This window comes from Methylobacterium sp. 391_Methyba4 (genome assembly GCF_029691625.1).
GTDB classification, from domain to species: Bacteria; Pseudomonadota; Alphaproteobacteria; order Rhizobiales; family Beijerinckiaceae; genus Methylobacterium; species Methylobacterium fujisawaense.
Window position 1 is genome coordinate 906,955 of record NZ_CP121475.1, and the last position, 14,321, is coordinate 921,275.

Annotated in this window: 18 protein-coding genes and 1 tRNA gene; 12 read left to right on the forward strand and 7 right to left on the reverse strand. The window is 71.8% G+C overall.

Going from position 1 to position 14,321, the window contains the following annotated elements; genetic code table 11:
• Window positions 1–39: 39 nt before the first annotated feature.
• Window positions 40–786: a DNA repair protein RadC gene (gene radC / locus P9K36_RS04315; protein ID WP_043356061.1), complete on the reverse strand. Its 747-nt coding sequence runs from the start codon at window positions 784–786 to the stop codon at window positions 40–42.
• Window positions 787–792: 6 nt separating this feature from the next.
• Window positions 793–1,620, reverse strand: a complete 828-nt coding sequence (gene map / locus P9K36_RS04320; protein WP_043356063.1) for a type I methionyl aminopeptidase — start codon at window positions 1,618–1,620, stop codon at window positions 793–795.
• A 199-nt stretch (window positions 1,621–1,819) separates the two neighbouring features.
• Between map and P9K36_RS04325 the strand changes: the two genes are divergently transcribed.
• The 5 genes from P9K36_RS04325 (at window position 1,820) to P9K36_RS04345 (ending at window position 4,026) form a co-directional block, all read left to right on the forward strand.
• Window positions 1,820–2,077, forward strand: a complete 258-nt coding sequence (locus P9K36_RS04325) for a zinc-finger domain-containing protein (protein ID WP_043356067.1) — start codon at window positions 1,820–1,822, stop codon at window positions 2,075–2,077.
• 12 nt (window positions 2,078–2,089) lie between these two features.
• Entirely contained in the window at window positions 2,090–3,283 is a 1,194-nt protein-coding gene (locus tag P9K36_RS04330; RefSeq protein WP_043755686.1) for an FAD-dependent monooxygenase, read from the forward strand.
• Between the two features lie 33 nt (window positions 3,284–3,316).
• Window positions 3,317–3,403, forward strand: a tRNA-Leu gene (locus P9K36_RS04335).
• A 52-nt stretch (window positions 3,404–3,455) separates the two neighbouring features.
• Window positions 3,456–3,674: a hypothetical protein gene (locus P9K36_RS04340; RefSeq protein ID WP_124263037.1), complete on the forward strand. Its 219-nt coding sequence runs from the start codon at window positions 3,456–3,458 to the stop codon at window positions 3,672–3,674.
• A 103-nt stretch (window positions 3,675–3,777) separates the two neighbouring features.
• On the forward strand, window positions 3,778–4,026 hold the full coding sequence (locus P9K36_RS04345) for a hypothetical protein (protein ID WP_043755687.1): 249 nt from the start codon (window positions 3,778–3,780) through the stop codon (window positions 4,024–4,026).
• Here P9K36_RS04345 and P9K36_RS04350 read toward each other — a convergent pair.
• The 4 genes from P9K36_RS04350 to P9K36_RS04365 form a co-directional block, all read right to left on the reverse strand.
• Entirely contained in the window at window positions 4,016–4,714 is a 699-nt protein-coding gene (locus tag P9K36_RS04350) for a YoaK family protein (protein ID WP_043755689.1), read from the reverse strand. The genes P9K36_RS04345 and P9K36_RS04350 overlap by 11 nt on opposite strands.
• A 111-nt stretch (window positions 4,715–4,825) precedes the next feature.
• Complete coding sequence (locus tag P9K36_RS04355; protein WP_043755691.1) at window positions 4,826–5,197, reverse strand: hypothetical protein; 372 nt, start codon at window positions 5,195–5,197, stop codon at window positions 4,826–4,828.
• Between the two features lie 106 nt (window positions 5,198–5,303).
• On the reverse strand, window positions 5,304–5,537 hold the full coding sequence (locus tag P9K36_RS04360; RefSeq protein WP_043755692.1) for a hypothetical protein: 234 nt from the start codon (window positions 5,535–5,537) through the stop codon (window positions 5,304–5,306).
• Window positions 5,538–5,687: 150 nt separating this feature from the next.
• The gene (locus tag P9K36_RS04365; protein ID WP_051976090.1) at window positions 5,688–6,323 is read right to left on the reverse strand and encodes a 4-carboxymuconolactone decarboxylase; all 636 of its coding nucleotides are present in this window, start codon (window positions 6,321–6,323) and stop codon (window positions 5,688–5,690) included.
• 163 nt (window positions 6,324–6,486) lie between these two features.
• Between P9K36_RS04365 and hrpB the strand changes: the two genes are divergently transcribed.
• The 7 genes from hrpB (at window position 6,487) to P9K36_RS04400 (ending at window position 13,772) form a co-directional block, all read left to right on the forward strand.
• The gene (gene hrpB, locus P9K36_RS04370; protein ID WP_278306595.1) at window positions 6,487–8,952 is read left to right on the forward strand and encodes an ATP-dependent helicase HrpB; all 2,466 of its coding nucleotides are present in this window, start codon (window positions 6,487–6,489) and stop codon (window positions 8,950–8,952) included.
• Window positions 8,953–8,999: 47 nt separating this feature from the next.
• Window positions 9,000–9,425: a PaaI family thioesterase gene (locus P9K36_RS04375; RefSeq protein ID WP_278306596.1), complete on the forward strand. Its 426-nt coding sequence runs from the start codon at window positions 9,000–9,002 to the stop codon at window positions 9,423–9,425.
• A 79-nt stretch (window positions 9,426–9,504) separates the two neighbouring features.
• Window positions 9,505–10,722, forward strand: coding sequence for an SMP-30/gluconolactonase/LRE family protein (locus P9K36_RS04380; RefSeq protein ID WP_278307259.1), 1,218 nt, complete (start codon window positions 9,505–9,507; stop codon window positions 10,720–10,722).
• A 294-nt stretch (window positions 10,723–11,016) separates the two neighbouring features.
• Entirely contained in the window at window positions 11,017–11,601 is a 585-nt protein-coding gene (locus P9K36_RS04385; RefSeq protein ID WP_043383315.1) for a DUF1285 domain-containing protein, read from the forward strand.
• On the forward strand, window positions 11,598–12,269 hold the full coding sequence (locus P9K36_RS04390) for a CoA pyrophosphatase (protein WP_278306597.1): 672 nt from the start codon (window positions 11,598–11,600) through the stop codon (window positions 12,267–12,269). Before P9K36_RS04385 ends, P9K36_RS04390 begins: the two co-directional genes overlap by 4 nt.
• Before the next feature lie 10 nt (window positions 12,270–12,279).
• Window positions 12,280–12,537, forward strand: a complete 258-nt coding sequence (locus P9K36_RS04395; protein WP_043755696.1) for a DUF6111 family protein — start codon at window positions 12,280–12,282, stop codon at window positions 12,535–12,537.
• Entirely contained in the window at window positions 12,534–13,772 is a 1,239-nt protein-coding gene (locus P9K36_RS04400; RefSeq protein WP_278306598.1) for a CCA tRNA nucleotidyltransferase, read from the forward strand. The genes P9K36_RS04395 and P9K36_RS04400 overlap by 4 nt, the downstream gene beginning before the upstream one ends.
• Before the next feature lie 7 nt (window positions 13,773–13,779).
• Here P9K36_RS04400 and P9K36_RS04405 read toward each other — a convergent pair whose 3' ends face one another.
• Window positions 13,780–14,181, reverse strand: coding sequence for a F0F1 ATP synthase subunit epsilon (locus P9K36_RS04405; RefSeq protein WP_043383318.1), 402 nt, complete (start codon window positions 14,179–14,181; stop codon window positions 13,780–13,782).
• Window positions 14,182–14,321 lie beyond the last annotated feature (140 nt).

The following is a 14,321-nucleotide window of genomic DNA, read 5'->3' on the forward strand; positions in this document are numbered from 1 at the left end:
CTATATCCGCAGGCGATAACGCTCAAGGCGGCCGGAGGATCAGATGAGCTTCAGGCCTTTCAGGCTAGCGTGACCGTTGCGGCCGAGGATCACGTGATCGTGCACCACGATCTTCAGCGGCGCCAGGACGGTCACGATCTCGCGGGTCATCGCCACGTCGGCGGCGGACGGGGCCGGATCGCCGGACGGATGATTGTGGGCCAGGATGATCGCAGTCGCCGACAGTTCCAGCGCCCGGCGGGCGACCTCGCGGGGATAGACCGGCGTGTGGTCGACGGTGCCGCGCCCCTGCACCTCGTCCGCGATGAGGTGGTTGCGCTTGTCGAGGAACAGGATGCGGAATTCCTCGCGCGGCGCGAACGCCATGGTGGCGCGCAGGTACTCATGCAGCGCGCTCCACGATGCCAGAAGCGCGCGCTCGCGGATCGCACCGCGGGCAAGCCGCCGGCCCGCGGCCTCGATCACCTTGAGGTCCGAGGCGACCCCGGCGCTCACCCCTTCCACCTCCAGGAGCCGCGCCGGCTCGGCGCTGACCACCTCGGCGAAGCTGCCGAACCGGGCGACCAGCGCCTTGGCGAGCGGCTTCACGTCGCGCCGCGGGATCGCCCGGAACAGGACGAGTTCCAGCAATTCGTAATCGGGGAGCGCGTCGCCGCCGACCGTCGCGAACTTCTCCCGCAGGCGGTCCCGGTGGCCGTGGTAGTGCGGCGGCTCCTTCTCCACGGACGACGGGACGGCACTGTCAGCGAACAGCCCCGCCTCACCCTCGTCCGGCCCCGGCGCCACGGCCGGTCAGGCCGCCGGGTTGACGGGCTGGTGCAGCCCCTTCGGCGAGACCGTGAAGATCTCGACGCCGGTCTCGGTGACGCCGACGGTGTGCTCGAACTGGGCGGAGAGCGAACGGTCGCGGGTCACGGCGGTCCAGCCGTCGCCCAGCACCTTCACGGCGGGGCGCCCGAGATTGATCATCGGCTCGATCGTGAAGAACTGGCCGGGCTTGAACGGCACGTCGTAGCTCGCCTCGACGTAGTGCAGGATCGTGGGCGCGTCGTGATAGGTGCGTCCGAGCCCGTGTCCGCAGAAGTCGCGCACCACCGAGCACCGCTCGCTCTCGGCAAAAGATTGGATCGCCCGGCCGATGTCGTTGGTCGAGCCGCCGGGCTTCACCGCCGCGACGCCGCGCATCAGCGCCTCGTAGGTGATCTCGCACAAGCGCTGGGCCTTGCGCGGCACCTCGCCGACATAGGCCATTCGGCTCGAATCACCGTGCCAGCCGTCGAGGATCAGGCAGATGTCGAGATTGACGATATCGCCCTCGCGCAGGGGCTTGTCGTTGGGGATGCCGTGGCAGACCACGTGGTTGATCGAGGTGCAGATCGACTTCGGATAGCCGCGATAGAGCAGCGAGGCCGGATAGGCGCCGTGATCCATGGCGAAGGTGTAGGCGAGCTTGTCGAGTTCCTCGGTGGTGACGCCGGGCTGCGTCGCCTCCATGAGCAGGTCGAGGGCCTCGGCGGTAAGGCGCCCGGCCCGGCGCATGCCCTCGAAGCCCTCGGGACCGTGAATCGGCGGTTCCGGGGCGCGGCGCGCACCCTGCGCACTGGCCTGTTCCTGCTGCATGGTCGGGACTTTTTCGCGGCGTCGTCAATCGGGCGTCGCTCTATGTACGGTGCGGCGCGCTGGAGGCCAAGCCGCGTCCGATGCAGGAGGAGCGAGGCTTGCGCCGGCTGCGGGGCTGGCGGCATAAGCGGCCGCGAGGCGCCCGGGCGCGCGCGGGCAGATTCGCCGCGCGATCGGTCACGGGGCAGGCGAGGGCCGGATGGCAGGCAAGGCGGTACCGCACTTCCACAACGAGCCGGGCGTGCCGGTGATCACCGTGGGCGTGAAGGAGTTCATGTGCATCGGCGCGCTGCCGCCGTTCGACCACCCGCACGTGTTCCTCGACATGGGCGCCGACAACGAGATCATCTGCCAGTACTGCTCGACGCTCTATCGCTACCGGGCCGGCCTGAAGGCCGACGAGGCGGAGCCGCAGGCCTGCGTGTGGCGGGACGACGCCAAGCTCGCGGCGGAGTAGGCGCCGCCCCCCGTGCCCTCTGACAGGCCATCTCTGCGGATCGGGATCGTCGGTGCCGGGATCGGCGGGCTGACGGCGGCTTTGGCGCTGTCGGATGCCGGCCATGCCGTGACGGTAATCGAGCGCCGGACCGGCTTCAGCGAGGTCGGGGCCGGGATTCAGATCTCGCCCAATGCGAGCCGGGTTCTGGCCGGCCTCGGTCTCTCGGCCGCCCTGCGCCGGGCGGCGAGCGAGCCGCCGTCGGTGGAGATCCGGGCCCTCGACAGCGGCCGCCGCATCGGCAGCGTGGCGCTCGGCGCGCAGGCGCAGGCGCGCTTCGGCGCGCCCTACTACGTCATCCACCGCGCAGACCTGCAGACCCTGCTCCTCGACGCGCTGCGCAGTCGTTCGGCGATCCGACTGATGATGGGCCGCACCGTGACGGCCGTCGCCCAGACACCGTCCGAGGCCGCCCTCACCGTCGAGGGCGCGAGCGGTGCCCAGGATGTCGCCTTCGACCTCGCGATCGGTGCGGACGGGATTCGGTCGCGCCTGCGCGCCCATCTCGATTCGGCGCCGCTTCGCCCGAGCCAGGCCGCAGCGTGGCGGGCACTGATCCCCACGGAGGCGGTACCGGAGGAGTTGCGCGGCGCCGCGACCGGGCTCTGGCTCGGCCGCGGCCGGCACGTGGTGCATTACCCGGTGCGGGACGGCCAGTTCCTCAATGTCGTGGCGGTCGTTCCCGAGGCGGTGAGCGACGAGGGCTGGGGCCGCCTCGGGGAGCCGGCCGTCCTGCGCGGGCATCTGCGCGGCTGTGCCGGGCCGCTGCGCGACCTTCTGAGCCTTCCGGATTCCTGGCTGGTCTGGTCGCTCGCCGACCGGGCCGTGGCGCGTCCGCTCGCTCGCGACCGGGTCGCGCTGATCGGCGACGCCGCCCATCCGGTCCTGCCCTACCTCGCGCAGGGGGCGGCCCTGGCGATCGAGGATTCCGCAGTCCTGACGCGTGCCCTCGCGGACCATGCGGATGTGCCGGCGGCGCTCGCCGCATTCTCGGGCGCGCGGACCGGCCGGGTGCGACGCGTCCAGAAGGCGGCACGGAGCAACGGCCGCACCTATCATGCCGGCGGCGTGGTGGCGCTCGTGCGCAACGCCGTGATCGCCCGGCTCGGCCCGGACGGCATGCGCGACCGCTACGCCTGGCTCTACGGCTGGACGCCCCCCGCTTGATCGGGCCCGCCGCCCCCGCTACCGAGGGCGCATGCGGACGTGGCGGAACCGGTAGACGCACGAGACTTAAAATCTTGCGGCCGCAAGGCCGTGCGGGTTCGAGTCCCGCCGTCCGCACCACCCCGCCATCGCGACGCGCCCGTCCGTGCGGTCGCAACCGGTTCGCAGCCCCGTGAAACCCAGCCCGCGCACCGCCCGTCGGACCGGCGCGCCGGAGGAGAATGGCGTGGTCTACGTGCTCATCATCATGCTCGCCGGCTCGGGCTCCGCGATCGGATCGGTCGAGTTCAACAGCAAGCAGGCCTGCGAGGCCGCCGCGAAGCAGATCGCCGAAGCGGAGCGGCCCTATGGCGGGGCCTCCCCGGTCACCGTGTGTGCGCCGCGGGGTTGAGACGCCTGCGGCGCGGGTCGGCCGGGATCGTTCGCATTTGAGCGATCACCGAAACCGGCTCTTGTCGTCTCCCTGCCAGGATCGCCCGCGGGGAGATTCCGGCATGATCGACGCCCTTCAGACCGCCACGACCGGCATGACCCGGGCCACCGACCGGCTCGGGAAGGCGGCCGAGACCATCGCGGCGAGCGGTGCCCCGGTCGGCGACACGGCTCTGCCGCCCGCCGCCCAGGTGGATCTCACGAGTGCCGCCGCGGATCTGGTCGGGTCCAAATCGGCCTTCGCGCTCAATGCCGCGGTGGCGCGCACCGCCGACCGCATGATGGGCCAGCTTCTCGATATCAGCGCCTGAGGGCGGGCAGGGCGAGGCAGGCCAGGATCGCGGCCGCCGCGAACAGCAGCGCCACGCCGACGAGCCGATAGGCGACCACACCCACCAAGCCGCCGCCCAGGAAGGCGCCGACGGTCAGCAGATACAGCCGTAGCCGCACCGGATCATGCGGCTTCAGCCGATCGGACGCGGATGCGTCGCGGTCCAGCCAACGCGCGAGCTCGATCCCGATATCGGTGATCATGCCGGTCACGTGCGTGGTCCGTACCCGCGCCTCGGAGATCTTGGTCACCGCCGCATTCTGGAGACCCAGGATGAAGCTCAGGCCGAGGACCAGGGTGTGGCTCCGGACCGGCTCGGCAAGCGGCAGGACGAGCAGGCCCACGGCGACGAGGAGGAACGCCTCCGCGCAGACGCTGTAGGCATATGCGCCGGGACCGGCCTTCCGGCGGCGGCACCGGATCATCAACGTCGAGGTCGTTGCCCCGAGCACGAACAGGACCACGAGCAGGCAGGCCTGCGCGGCGAGGACGAGATCGCCCGTGCCTGTGCGGTCGGAGATCGCCGAGACGTTCCCGGTCATGTTCGAGGCGTAGAGGCCGACCGCGTCGAACCCGGCGGTGTTCAGCGCGCCGGCCACACCCGCGAGCGACAGGGCGAGCGCCCTGTCGGCCGCCGGGCTGCGCGTCTCGCCTTCGTGGACCAGCATGGAAGCGTCGGTTGAGTGTCGCAGGCCGAATCGGCCCGATGCCGCCGCCGTCTTAAGCCACGCGCCCGGGCGCCGTCACGGCACCCGGAGCGCCCCTGGGCTCACTAAAACTCACCAGCCGCGATAACCGTAGCCGCCATCCCAGTCACCGTGCCAGTGGCGGGCGGGGCCGTAGCCGACAGGAACCCGCTCGTACGTCACGGTCCGGCGTGTGGCGTAGACCGGCGCATCCTCCTCGTAGACGCGGTAGACCGGGGCCGGCCGTACCGCCACCGGGGCGGGGGCGTAGCCGTAATCGGCATAGCCATAGCCGTAACCGGGCGCCGCATGGGCCTGAGTTGCGGCGCCGATCAGCGCGCCGGCCGCGAGGCCGCCGATGATGCCCGCCGCGATGGCACCGCCGCCGCGGGCTTCGGCGGTCGTGGAGGCCAGGGAGCCCGCGCCGATCAGCGCGGCGGCCGAGAGCAGAGCGATGCGTGTCATGACCTGTCTCCAGAAAACCGGGGACCGCCTGCGGCGTCCCGGATCACGAGAGAGACAGTGCCAGACCCGCGCTGCACCGAAGCTGAAGCCGCCCTGCAGCAACTGTTCAGCTTGTCGGCGCGCCCTCCGGATCCGGGGCGGTCCGGATGTACCCGCGGGAGATCAGGCGGCTGCGCTCGCGGGTGCGCCGCTCGGCCTCCATCAGGTCGGACAGAGCGTCGGCGATCGCGCAACGCAGGGCGATGCCGGCATCGCCGCCGGCAAAGCCGAGATACGCGGTGCTGATCACCTCGACGGGGCACACGTGATCATCGCGCTGGGCCAGGACCTGGGTCAGCATCGGGTTCTCCTTCGTTGCGTCCGGGAACGAAAAGAGAACAAGCCATAAGGGTTAACGTTCCGTCAACGTCGCCCCGGCCGTTCGCGCAACGCCCTCCGAACCCTGTGGAAAACACCGATTTTCCAGCTGACGGGCTGTGGATAAGCCGGATCACTCGGGCAGGCGCGGCAGGGGCTTGCCGTCCGCGGGAATCGCATAGCGCGCCGCGTTCAGCTCCATGGCCAGGAACGTGTAGTAGCCCGAGATCGCCGCCAGATCGACGACACCGGGCTTGCCGAACCGGGCCTCGGCCCGCGCGAAGGTGGCGTCGGAGACGCGCTTGGTGTCCTGCAGTTCCGCGGTGAAGTCGTAGACGATGGTCTCGTCGTCGCTCATCTTCGCAGGCCGGCGGCCGTCGCGGATCGCCGCGATGATCTCGGGGGCGATACCGGCCTTCTCGGCGATCGGCGCGTGGACGTACCATTCGTAATCCTGCGTCCAGCGGCGGGCGGTCATCAGGATCACCAGTTCCGAGAGCGTGGTGCCGATCTTCGGCTTGAAGCGCAGGTAGTCGCCCATCGACCGGGCCAGCGTCATCACCTCCGGGGAATACATGAGCGGTTCGAACGGCCCGAAGGGCGGCTTGCCCCGGGCCTGCGCGAAGGCCTCGGCCGCCTGCTTCTGCTCGGGGCTGTAGTCCTTCGGCGGGATGGTCGGCAGCCGGTCCTGCGCCTGCGCGGCGGCCGTCGCCAGCGGCAGGGCCAGGGAGAGGGCAGCGAGCGTCAGCGCGCGGCGGAAGGGGTTCATCGGTTCTCTCATTCTGGGTGTTGTGCCGTCAGGCCGCACGATCGCGGCAGCGCCGTCCATATGCCAGGGTCCGCACGGCGAAGACCGTGTCGAAACCCGCGCGGCGTCACGGACCGGCCAAGCCGGTTGCGCTCGACGCCGCGCCGCGCCATCAGCGGCCGCGATGGCCGGCTCCGCATCCATGCTGCCGATCGAGGCGGCGCTCCCCGATCTGCGTCGCGCGCTCGCCGCGCGGAATGCCGCCGTCCTGGTAGCCCCTCCCGGAGCCGGCAAGACGACCCGCGTGCCCCTGGACCTGCTGGGGGCGCCCTGGCTCGGCGGGCGCAGGATCATCCTGCTCGAGCCGCGCCGACTCGCCGCCCGGGCAGCGGCCGCCCGGATGGCGCAGACGCTCGGCGAGCCGGTCGGCGGGACCGTCGGCCTTCGGGTCCGCCTCGGCTCGAAGATCTCGGCGCGGACGCGGATCGAGGTGGTCACCGAGGGCGTCTTCACCCGCATGATCCTGGACGATCCGGAACTCTCCGGGATCGGCGCGGTCCTGTTCGACGAGTTCCACGAGCGCTCCCTGGACGCCGACCTGGGCCTCGCGCTGGCGCTCGACGCGCAGGCCGGCCTTCGGGAGGATCTGCGGATCCTCGTCATGTCGGCGACCCTCGACGGCGCCCGGGTCGCGCGGCTGCTGGACGACGCGCCCGTGGTCGCCTCCGAGGGCCGCGCCTTTCCGGTGGAGACCCGATACGCGGAGCGCGATCCGAACCGGCGGATCGAGGATTCGATCGCCGAGGTGACGCTGAGGGCCCTGCGGGCAGATCCCGGTTCGATCCTGGTGTTCCTGCCCGGACAGGCGGAGATCCGCCGGACCGTCGACCTGCTGGCCGAGAAGGTCGGACCGGACGTGCAGCTCGCGCCCCTCTACGGGGCGCTGACACCCGCCGAGCAGGACCGCGCCGTCGCCCCGGCGGCCGCCGGAACCCGGAAGGTCGTTCTCGCGACCAGTATCGCCGAGACCTCGCTGACCATCGAGGGCGTCCGGATCGTGGTCGATTCGGGACTGGCTCGGGTTCCGGTCTACGAGCCGGGCCTGGGCCTGACCCGTCTGGTCACGGCCCGCGCCTCCCGCGCCTCGGTGGACCAGCGCCGCGGCCGCGCCGGCCGCACCGAGCCGGGCCTGTGCTGGCGCCTCTGGTCCGAGGCCGGCACCAACGCCCTCGAACCGTTCACGCGGCCGGAGATCCTGTCCGCCGACCTCGCCGGGCTGCTCCTCGACTGCGCCGCCTGGGGCGTGACCGATCCGGGCACGCTCGCCTTCCTCGACCCGCCCCCCGCGCCGGCCCTGACGGAGGCCCGCGCCCTGCTGACCGAACTGGGGGCGCTCGATGCCGATGGGCGCCTGACGCCGGTCGGCGCGCGCCTGCGAGCCCTGCCGCTTCCGCCGCGGCTCGCCCGTATGGTGACGGTCGCGGCCGGAAACGGCCACGCACGGGCCGCCGCCGACCTCGCCGCCGTGCTGGTGGAGCGCGGCCTCGGGGGGGACAGTCTCGACCTCGACGAGCGGGTCGAGCGGTTCCGCCGCGACCGCGGCGGACGCGCCGCCGACATGCGCCGGCTCGCCGACGGCTGGGCCCGGATCGCCGGGGCAGGCAATTCCGCGCTCCCGGATGCCGGCCCGGTCGCCGCCGGCCCGCTCCTGGCGCTCGCCTATCCCGACCGGGTGGCCCGGGCGCGCGGCCGCGACGGCGAGTTCGTGATGGCGAGCGGACGGGCCGGTCGCCTCGACCCGGCGAGCCCGCTCGCCCGCGAAACCTATCTGGTGATCGCCGATCTGGCGGGATCGGCCGCGAGCGCCCGGATCCTGGCTGCGGCGGCGATCGGGGCCGAGGCGATCGAGCGCCTCTTCGCCGACCGGATCGAGTCGCGCACCGAGATTGCCTTCGACCCGCAGGCCGCCGCCCTGCGGGCGCGGGCGGTCCGGCGACTCGGCGCGGTCAGTCTCGGGTCACGGCCGCTGCCGGTGCCGTCCGATCCGGAGAGCGCCGAGATCCTGGCGCGGGGCATCGCCGATCTCGGGATCGAGCGACTGCCGTGGACGCCGGCCCTGGCGCAATGGCGCGCCCGGGTGATTTTCCTCCACGCCGCCGAGGGCGACACCTGGCCGGACCTGTCGGACGCGGTGCTGGCCGGAACCGCGGAGACGTGGCTGGCGCCGTCCCTCGTGGGGCGCGCCACCCTCGCGTCGGTCACCGCGGACGATCTCGCCGGCGCCCTCCAGAGCCTGGTGCCCTGGGCGCTGCGCGCCCGGCTGGACGCGGAGGCGCCGACCCACGTGGAGGTCCCGACCGGCTCGCGCATCCCAGTGGATTACACGGCCGAGGAACCGGCCCTGGCCGTCCGGGTCCAGGAGCTCTTCGGCCTCGACCGGCATCCCCGCGCCGGTGGACGCCCGCTCGTCCTGCACCTGCTGTCGCCGGCCCAGCGGCCGATCCAGATCACCCGCGATCTGCCCGGGTTCTGGCGCGGATCCTGGGCGGCGGTGCGGTCCGAGATGCGCGGCCGCTATCCGCGCCATCCCTGGCCGGAGGATCCGCTCAGCGAGGCGCCGACGCGCCGGGCCAAGCCGCGCGGAACCTGACGGCCGCAACGCCCTTCCTCCGCATCGACACCAACGGATCGGACGCGATGACCACGGACACGACCGCTTTCGACCCCGCAGCCGCCGGCTGGGCGCTGGTGGAGGACAAGGGCTTCATCGCCCATGTCGGTCCGGTTCATGTCCGCGGCACCGACGGCGCCTACGCGTTTCGGGCCGAGCAGAAGCACGCCAACCTGATCGGCGTGGTCCATGGCGGCATGCTCATGAGCTTCGCCGACCGCGCGCTGGGCGAGACCGCGATGCAGGCCGCGGGCGGCGCCAATTGCGTGACGATTCAGCTGGAGATGAAGTTCATCGATGTCGGCCGCCTCGGCGACTGGATCGAGATCCGGCCGCAGGTGGTCAAGCGCACCGGCTCCCTCGTGTTCATGCGTGGCGACGTCCGCGACGACACGCGCCTCCTGGCCTCGGCGGACGGCGTGTGGAAGATCCTGCGCCGCCGCCCGGATTGACCATCTCAGGACATCTGTCCTAGCTTGCCGCCGCGCGTCGCGGCGTTCCGACCGGGGGCGCAATGGAGGATCGCATGCGATCGTCGCAGACCGATCATCCGGCGTCGAGGCGAAGCGCGGTCCGGCTCGACCCTCTCGACGCGCGATCCTCGCGGGGTTGGCGGCCTTCGCCGCAACGCCCGACGGAGCGGAGGCGCAACCTAAGCCGCCCAGCACGGTGACCAATCCGCCGCGCGACTTCCGGCCCGGCGCGGCCCCCACCACCTACTTCACCGATCCGGACGTCGTCGCGGTCGACCCGGCCTTCGAACCCTACATCGTGCCGAACAGCGCCATCCGCCGGCTCTGGACCGGCGCCCTCTGGGCGGAGGGGCCGGCCTGGAACGCCGTCGGCCGCTACCTCGTCTGGAGCGATATCCCCAACAACCGGCAGATGCGCTGGCTGGAGGAAGACGGGCACGTCTCCGTCTTCCGGATGCCGAGCAACAACGCGAACGGCAACAGCTTCGATCATCAGGGGCGGCAGATCAGCTGCGAGCACGCCACCGGTCGGGTCGTGCGCTACGAACTCGACGGGGCGGCGACGATCCTGGCCGATGCGTTCGACGGCAAGCCGCTCAACTCGCCCAACGATGTGGTCCAGCATCCGGACGGCGCCTACTGGTTCACCGATCCGCCCTACGGCGCGCTGCTCTACGAGGGGCTGCCGGACGCGGCGGGCGGCCCGAGCAATCCGCAGGGCCATCTCGACCCGCGGCTCGGCCAGCCGGCCGGGACAGCGCCCCGGCGGCGGGTGCTGCCCAATGCGGTCTACCGCATCGACCCGTCGGGGCGGATCGACCGGGTGCTCACCGACGATGAGGTGCCCGATCCGAACGGCTTGTGCTTCTCGCCCGATCACCGGACGCTCTACGTCTGCTCCACGGGGAAGGGGCCGGGGGATACGGGGCCCGGCGGCAAGGGCGAGATCTACGCCTTCGATGTCGGAGGCGGGGCCTTACTCTCGAACAAGCGCCTGTTCTCGGATTGCATCGTGGACGGCGTGAAATGCGGCCCCGACGGCCTGCGGGCCGATGTCGACGGCAATCTCTGGGTCTCGAGCAATGCCGGCCGGGCCGTGGGCTACAACGGCGTCACCGTCTGGTCGCCGAAGGGCAAGCTCATCGGACGGATCCGCCTGCCGGAGGTGTGCGGGAACCTCACCTTCGGCGGCCCGAAGCGCAACCGCCTGTTCATGGCGGCCAGCCAGTCGCTCTATGCGCTGACGGTGAACACGCAGGGTGCAGGGCCGGCCTGAGGATTCGGTCGCGCCCCGCAGCGCTCCGCGGCGGCAGGCGACCCACCTCTCACGCCCTCTCGCTGGGGTGCCCGCGGCAGTGGGCCTCGAACGAACAGCCCGCGTGTGATCCCAGAAGCCCTCCGTCGAGGCATCCCCGCCGGGGCCTCAGGACGAGGGCGCGGATCGGTGAGCCGGCCTTCGCGCATGCGTGCGTCGGGCCGGACAACGCGGCCCTGCGATCGGGACCGGATCCGGCGGGATCCTTCGGCCGGCCATGGCTGACGGCGCACCGGCACGCTATCTGTCATGGGTATGAGCGTGGATCCCGCCCCCGACCCGACCTTGAGCCGCCTCAGCGCGGCCCTCGGGGACCTTCCCAAGCGCGGCCTGCCGCCCGTGGAACGCTGGGACCCGCCCTATTGCGGCGCCATCGACATCCGCATCGCCGCCGATGGAACGTGGCACCACAACGGTTCGCCGATCCGGCGGGACAAGCTGGTCAAGCTGTTCGCCAGCATCCTGCGGCGCGAGCCGGATGGCCGGACTGTCCTGGTCACGCCGGTGGAAAGCGTCGGGATCACCGTCGAGGATGCGGCCTTCGTGGCCGTCGAGATGGCCGTCGACGGCACGGGAGCGGACCGGCGCCTCTCCTTCCGTACCAATGTCGACGATCTGGTGAGCGTCGACGCGGAGCACGCCCTGCGCTTCGAGGAGGGGCCGGACGGGGCCCTGAAGCCCTACCTCCATGTCCGCCGCGGGCTGTGGGCGCTCGTGACCCGGGCGCTCACCTACGACCTCGTGGATCTCGCCGAGGAACGCCTCGTCGACGGGAGGCCCTGGCTCGGCCTGTGGGCCGGCGGCACCTTCCACACCATCGCACCGGTCGCCGCCGCGTGAGCGACCCGCTCGCCGAGTTTCTCGCCCGCGCTGCGGCCGGCCTGTCGCCGGATCCGCCGGGACCGGACGATCCGACCTCCAATCCCCGCGGCGACCACAGCCTCGATCCGGATGGCACGGCCGTGATGCCGCCGCCGCCCCATCGCCGGGCCGCGGTCCTCGTCCCGGTCGTGCGCCGCGCGGACGGTCCGAGCCTCATCCTCACCATGCGGGCGGCCAACCTGCGCGACCATTCCGGACAGGTCGCGCTGCCGGGGGGTAAGATCGATCCCACCGATCCCGGCCCCGCGGATGCGGCCCTGCGGGAGGCCTTCGAGGAGATCGGGCTGCTGCCCGCGGCCGTGCGCCTGCTCGGCTATCTCGACCCGTACCTCTCGGGCACCGGATTTCTCGTGACCCCGGTGATCGGCTTGGTCGATTCCGAGGTAATCCTGACGCCGAACCCTGCCGAAGTGGCCGACGTCTTCGAGGTGCCATTCCCGATTGTCATGGATCCGGAACGCTATCGCCTGCGCTCCCGCGCCTGGCAGGGCCGCGAGCGCTGGTTCTATGCCTTGACCTACGGCGAGCGGCTGATCTGGGGTGTCACCGCCGGGATCCTGAACAATCTCCGGGAACGGCTCTATCCGGAAACGGAGTCGGGCGACGTCGGTCGCCCGGCGCGATAGGCTGCCAGGCATGCTGCGCCGCGTCCTCGAAGAGTTTGGCCTCTTCCTCGTCCCCTTCGCCCTCTTCCTGGTCTACCTGCTGCTGTCCGGCCGCAACCCTCTGCGCCGGGTGCACTGGGACCCGCACCTGTTCCGCCTCGTCCTGGCCGGACTGGCGGTGGTGATCGGCACGCTCGTCTACGAGGGGTTGTTCTCCGAGCGTCGCCCGGCGGGCTACGTACCCACCCACATGGAGAACGGCCGCCTCGTGCCCGGTGGATTCCGGTGAACCGCGCGCTCGACCAAGCCGGTCTCATGGCCCTGCTCGACCGCCCGGGCGTGCGCCGCGTGCTCGCGGCCCTGGATGCCCCCGGTGCCGAGACCCGCCTGGTCGGCGGCTGCGTGCGCGACGCGCTGCTCGGCGTGCAGACCGCCGACATCGATATGGCGACCACCCTGCTGCCCGAGGCGGTGATGCATGCGGCGCAGCGGACGCGCGGCCTCAAGGCGGTGCCGACCGGGATCGAGCACGGGACGATCACCCTGGTGACCGAAGACGGGCCCATCGAGGTCACGACCCTGCGCGAAGACGTCGAGACCGACGGACGGTACGCCGTCGTCCGCTTTGGCACGGACTTCCTCCGCGATGCCGAGCGCCGGGACTTCACGATCAACGCGCTCTCGCTCGGTGCAGACGGAACGCCGCACGATCCGGTGGGCGGGCTGCCCGATCTCGAAGCCGGGCGGGTGCGCTTCATCGGCGATCCGGCGACCCGCATTCGCGAGGACGCCCTGCGGATCCTGCGCTTCTTCCGGTTTCAGGCGCGTTTCGGCGCCGGGGCGCCCGATGCGGCGGCGCTCGCCGCCTGTGTGGCCGCGCGGGACAGTCTGGACCGGCTCTCCCGCGAGCGCGTGCGGGCGGAGTTCCTGAAGCTGCTGGCGGCCTCCGGCGGTCCGGCCATGGTGGCGACGCTGAGTGCGACCGGCCTGCTGCAGCGGATCACCGGCGGCGTCGGTGAACTCGGGCGGCTGGAGCGCGCCGCCGCTGCGGGATTGTCTCCGGTGATGCGCCTCGCGGCCCTCTCGGTCGGGGCTCGGCACGACGCGGATCGGCTGCGCGAGCGGCTGCGTCTCTCGAAGAGCGAGCACGGACAGCTCATCGGCTACGCGGAAGCGCTGGCCGATCTCCACGGACGTGCGGGGCTGGATGGGGTCGCGGCGCGGGCGCTTGCGGCCGGGCACGGCCTGTCGCGGCTGGCAGAGGTGCTGGCGATCCTGGCCGGAGAGCCGAGGCCTGCCGTAACGGAGACGGCGATCAGCGCCTTTGAAACCCTCAAGGGGGAGGGGGCGTCGCCGGCCTTTCCCCTGGCGGGGGCGGATCTGGTCGCGGCCGGCGTGGCGCCGGGTCCCGCGATCGGGCGTGGGCTGGCCACGGCGCGGAAAGTCTGGCTGGAGTTGGGCTGCCCGACGGATGCCGAGGCGCGGGCCGACCTCCTGGCGCGGGCGCTGGAGGGCGCCCGCTGAACGAGGCTCAGAGCTTCAGGAGCGCCTTGGTCTCCTGGAGCTGGACGATCTGGCCGTTCAGCTCCTCGCGCTTCTGCAGGTCCTCGGTGGCGTCACGCTGCATCTCGATGGCCTCGATGTCGCGGTCGAGGGATTCGTGCGTCAGCTCCTCGATCGGCGCAGCACGCTCGGCGAGCACGGTCACGGCCGTCGGGCCGATATCGGCGAAGCCGCCGCGAACGTAGATCCGCTTGCCGCTGCCCTGGCTCTCGGTGACCACGATGACGCCGACCCGCAGAGAGGTCAGCACGGGCGCGTGGCCCGGCAGCACCGTCATCTCGCCCTCGACGCCGGGCAACTGCACGGCGCTCACCTCGCCGGAATACAGCGTCCGCTCGGGGCCGACGAAATCGAAGTGGAAGGTGGCCATCTCAGGACGATCCCGGATCCGCAACAAGCTCTCCTCCCCGTGCGGGGAGGAGTTGGAGGTGGGGGTGGTTCAGGATGGAGCGCAGCGGCTTCGCCTGCACCATCCCCACCCCCGATCCCTCCCCGCGAGGGGGAGGGGAG

What these genes read in the sequence shown, in the direction of transcription:
- map (WP_043356063.1), bottom strand. Translation starts at nt 1,620, where the DNA reads ATGCAGCAGGAACAGGCCAGTGCGCAGGGTGCGCGCCGCGCCCCGGAA.
- P9K36_RS04325 (WP_043356067.1), top strand. Translation starts at nt 1,820, where the DNA reads ATGGCAGGCAAGGCGGTACCGCACTTCCACAACGAGCCGGGCGTGCCG.
- P9K36_RS04345 (WP_043755687.1), top strand. Translation starts at nt 3,778, where the DNA reads ATGATCGACGCCCTTCAGACCGCCACGACCGGCATGACCCGGGCCACC.
- P9K36_RS04350 (WP_043755689.1), bottom strand. Translation starts at nt 4,714, where the DNA reads ATGCTGGTCCACGAAGGCGAGACGCGCAGCCCGGCGGCCGACAGGGCG.
- P9K36_RS04355 (WP_043755691.1), bottom strand. Translation starts at nt 5,197, where the DNA reads ATGACACGCATCGCTCTGCTCTCGGCCGCCGCGCTGATCGGCGCGGGC.
- P9K36_RS04360 (WP_043755692.1), bottom strand. Translation starts at nt 5,537, where the DNA reads ATGCTGACCCAGGTCCTGGCCCAGCGCGATGATCACGTGTGCCCCGTC.
- P9K36_RS04365 (WP_051976090.1), bottom strand. Translation starts at nt 6,323, where the DNA reads ATGAACCCCTTCCGCCGCGCGCTGACGCTCGCTGCCCTCTCCCTGGCC.
- hrpB (WP_278306595.1), top strand. Translation starts at nt 6,487, where the DNA reads ATGGCCGGCTCCGCATCCATGCTGCCGATCGAGGCGGCGCTCCCCGAT.
- P9K36_RS04375 (WP_278306596.1), top strand. Translation starts at nt 9,000, where the DNA reads ATGACCACGGACACGACCGCTTTCGACCCCGCAGCCGCCGGCTGGGCG.
- P9K36_RS04385 (WP_043383315.1), top strand. Translation starts at nt 11,017, where the DNA reads ATGAGCGTGGATCCCGCCCCCGACCCGACCTTGAGCCGCCTCAGCGCG.
- P9K36_RS04395 (WP_043755696.1), top strand. Translation starts at nt 12,280, where the DNA reads ATGCTGCGCCGCGTCCTCGAAGAGTTTGGCCTCTTCCTCGTCCCCTTC.
- P9K36_RS04405 (WP_043383318.1), bottom strand. Translation starts at nt 14,181, where the DNA reads ATGGCCACCTTCCACTTCGATTTCGTCGGCCCCGAGCGGACGCTGTAT.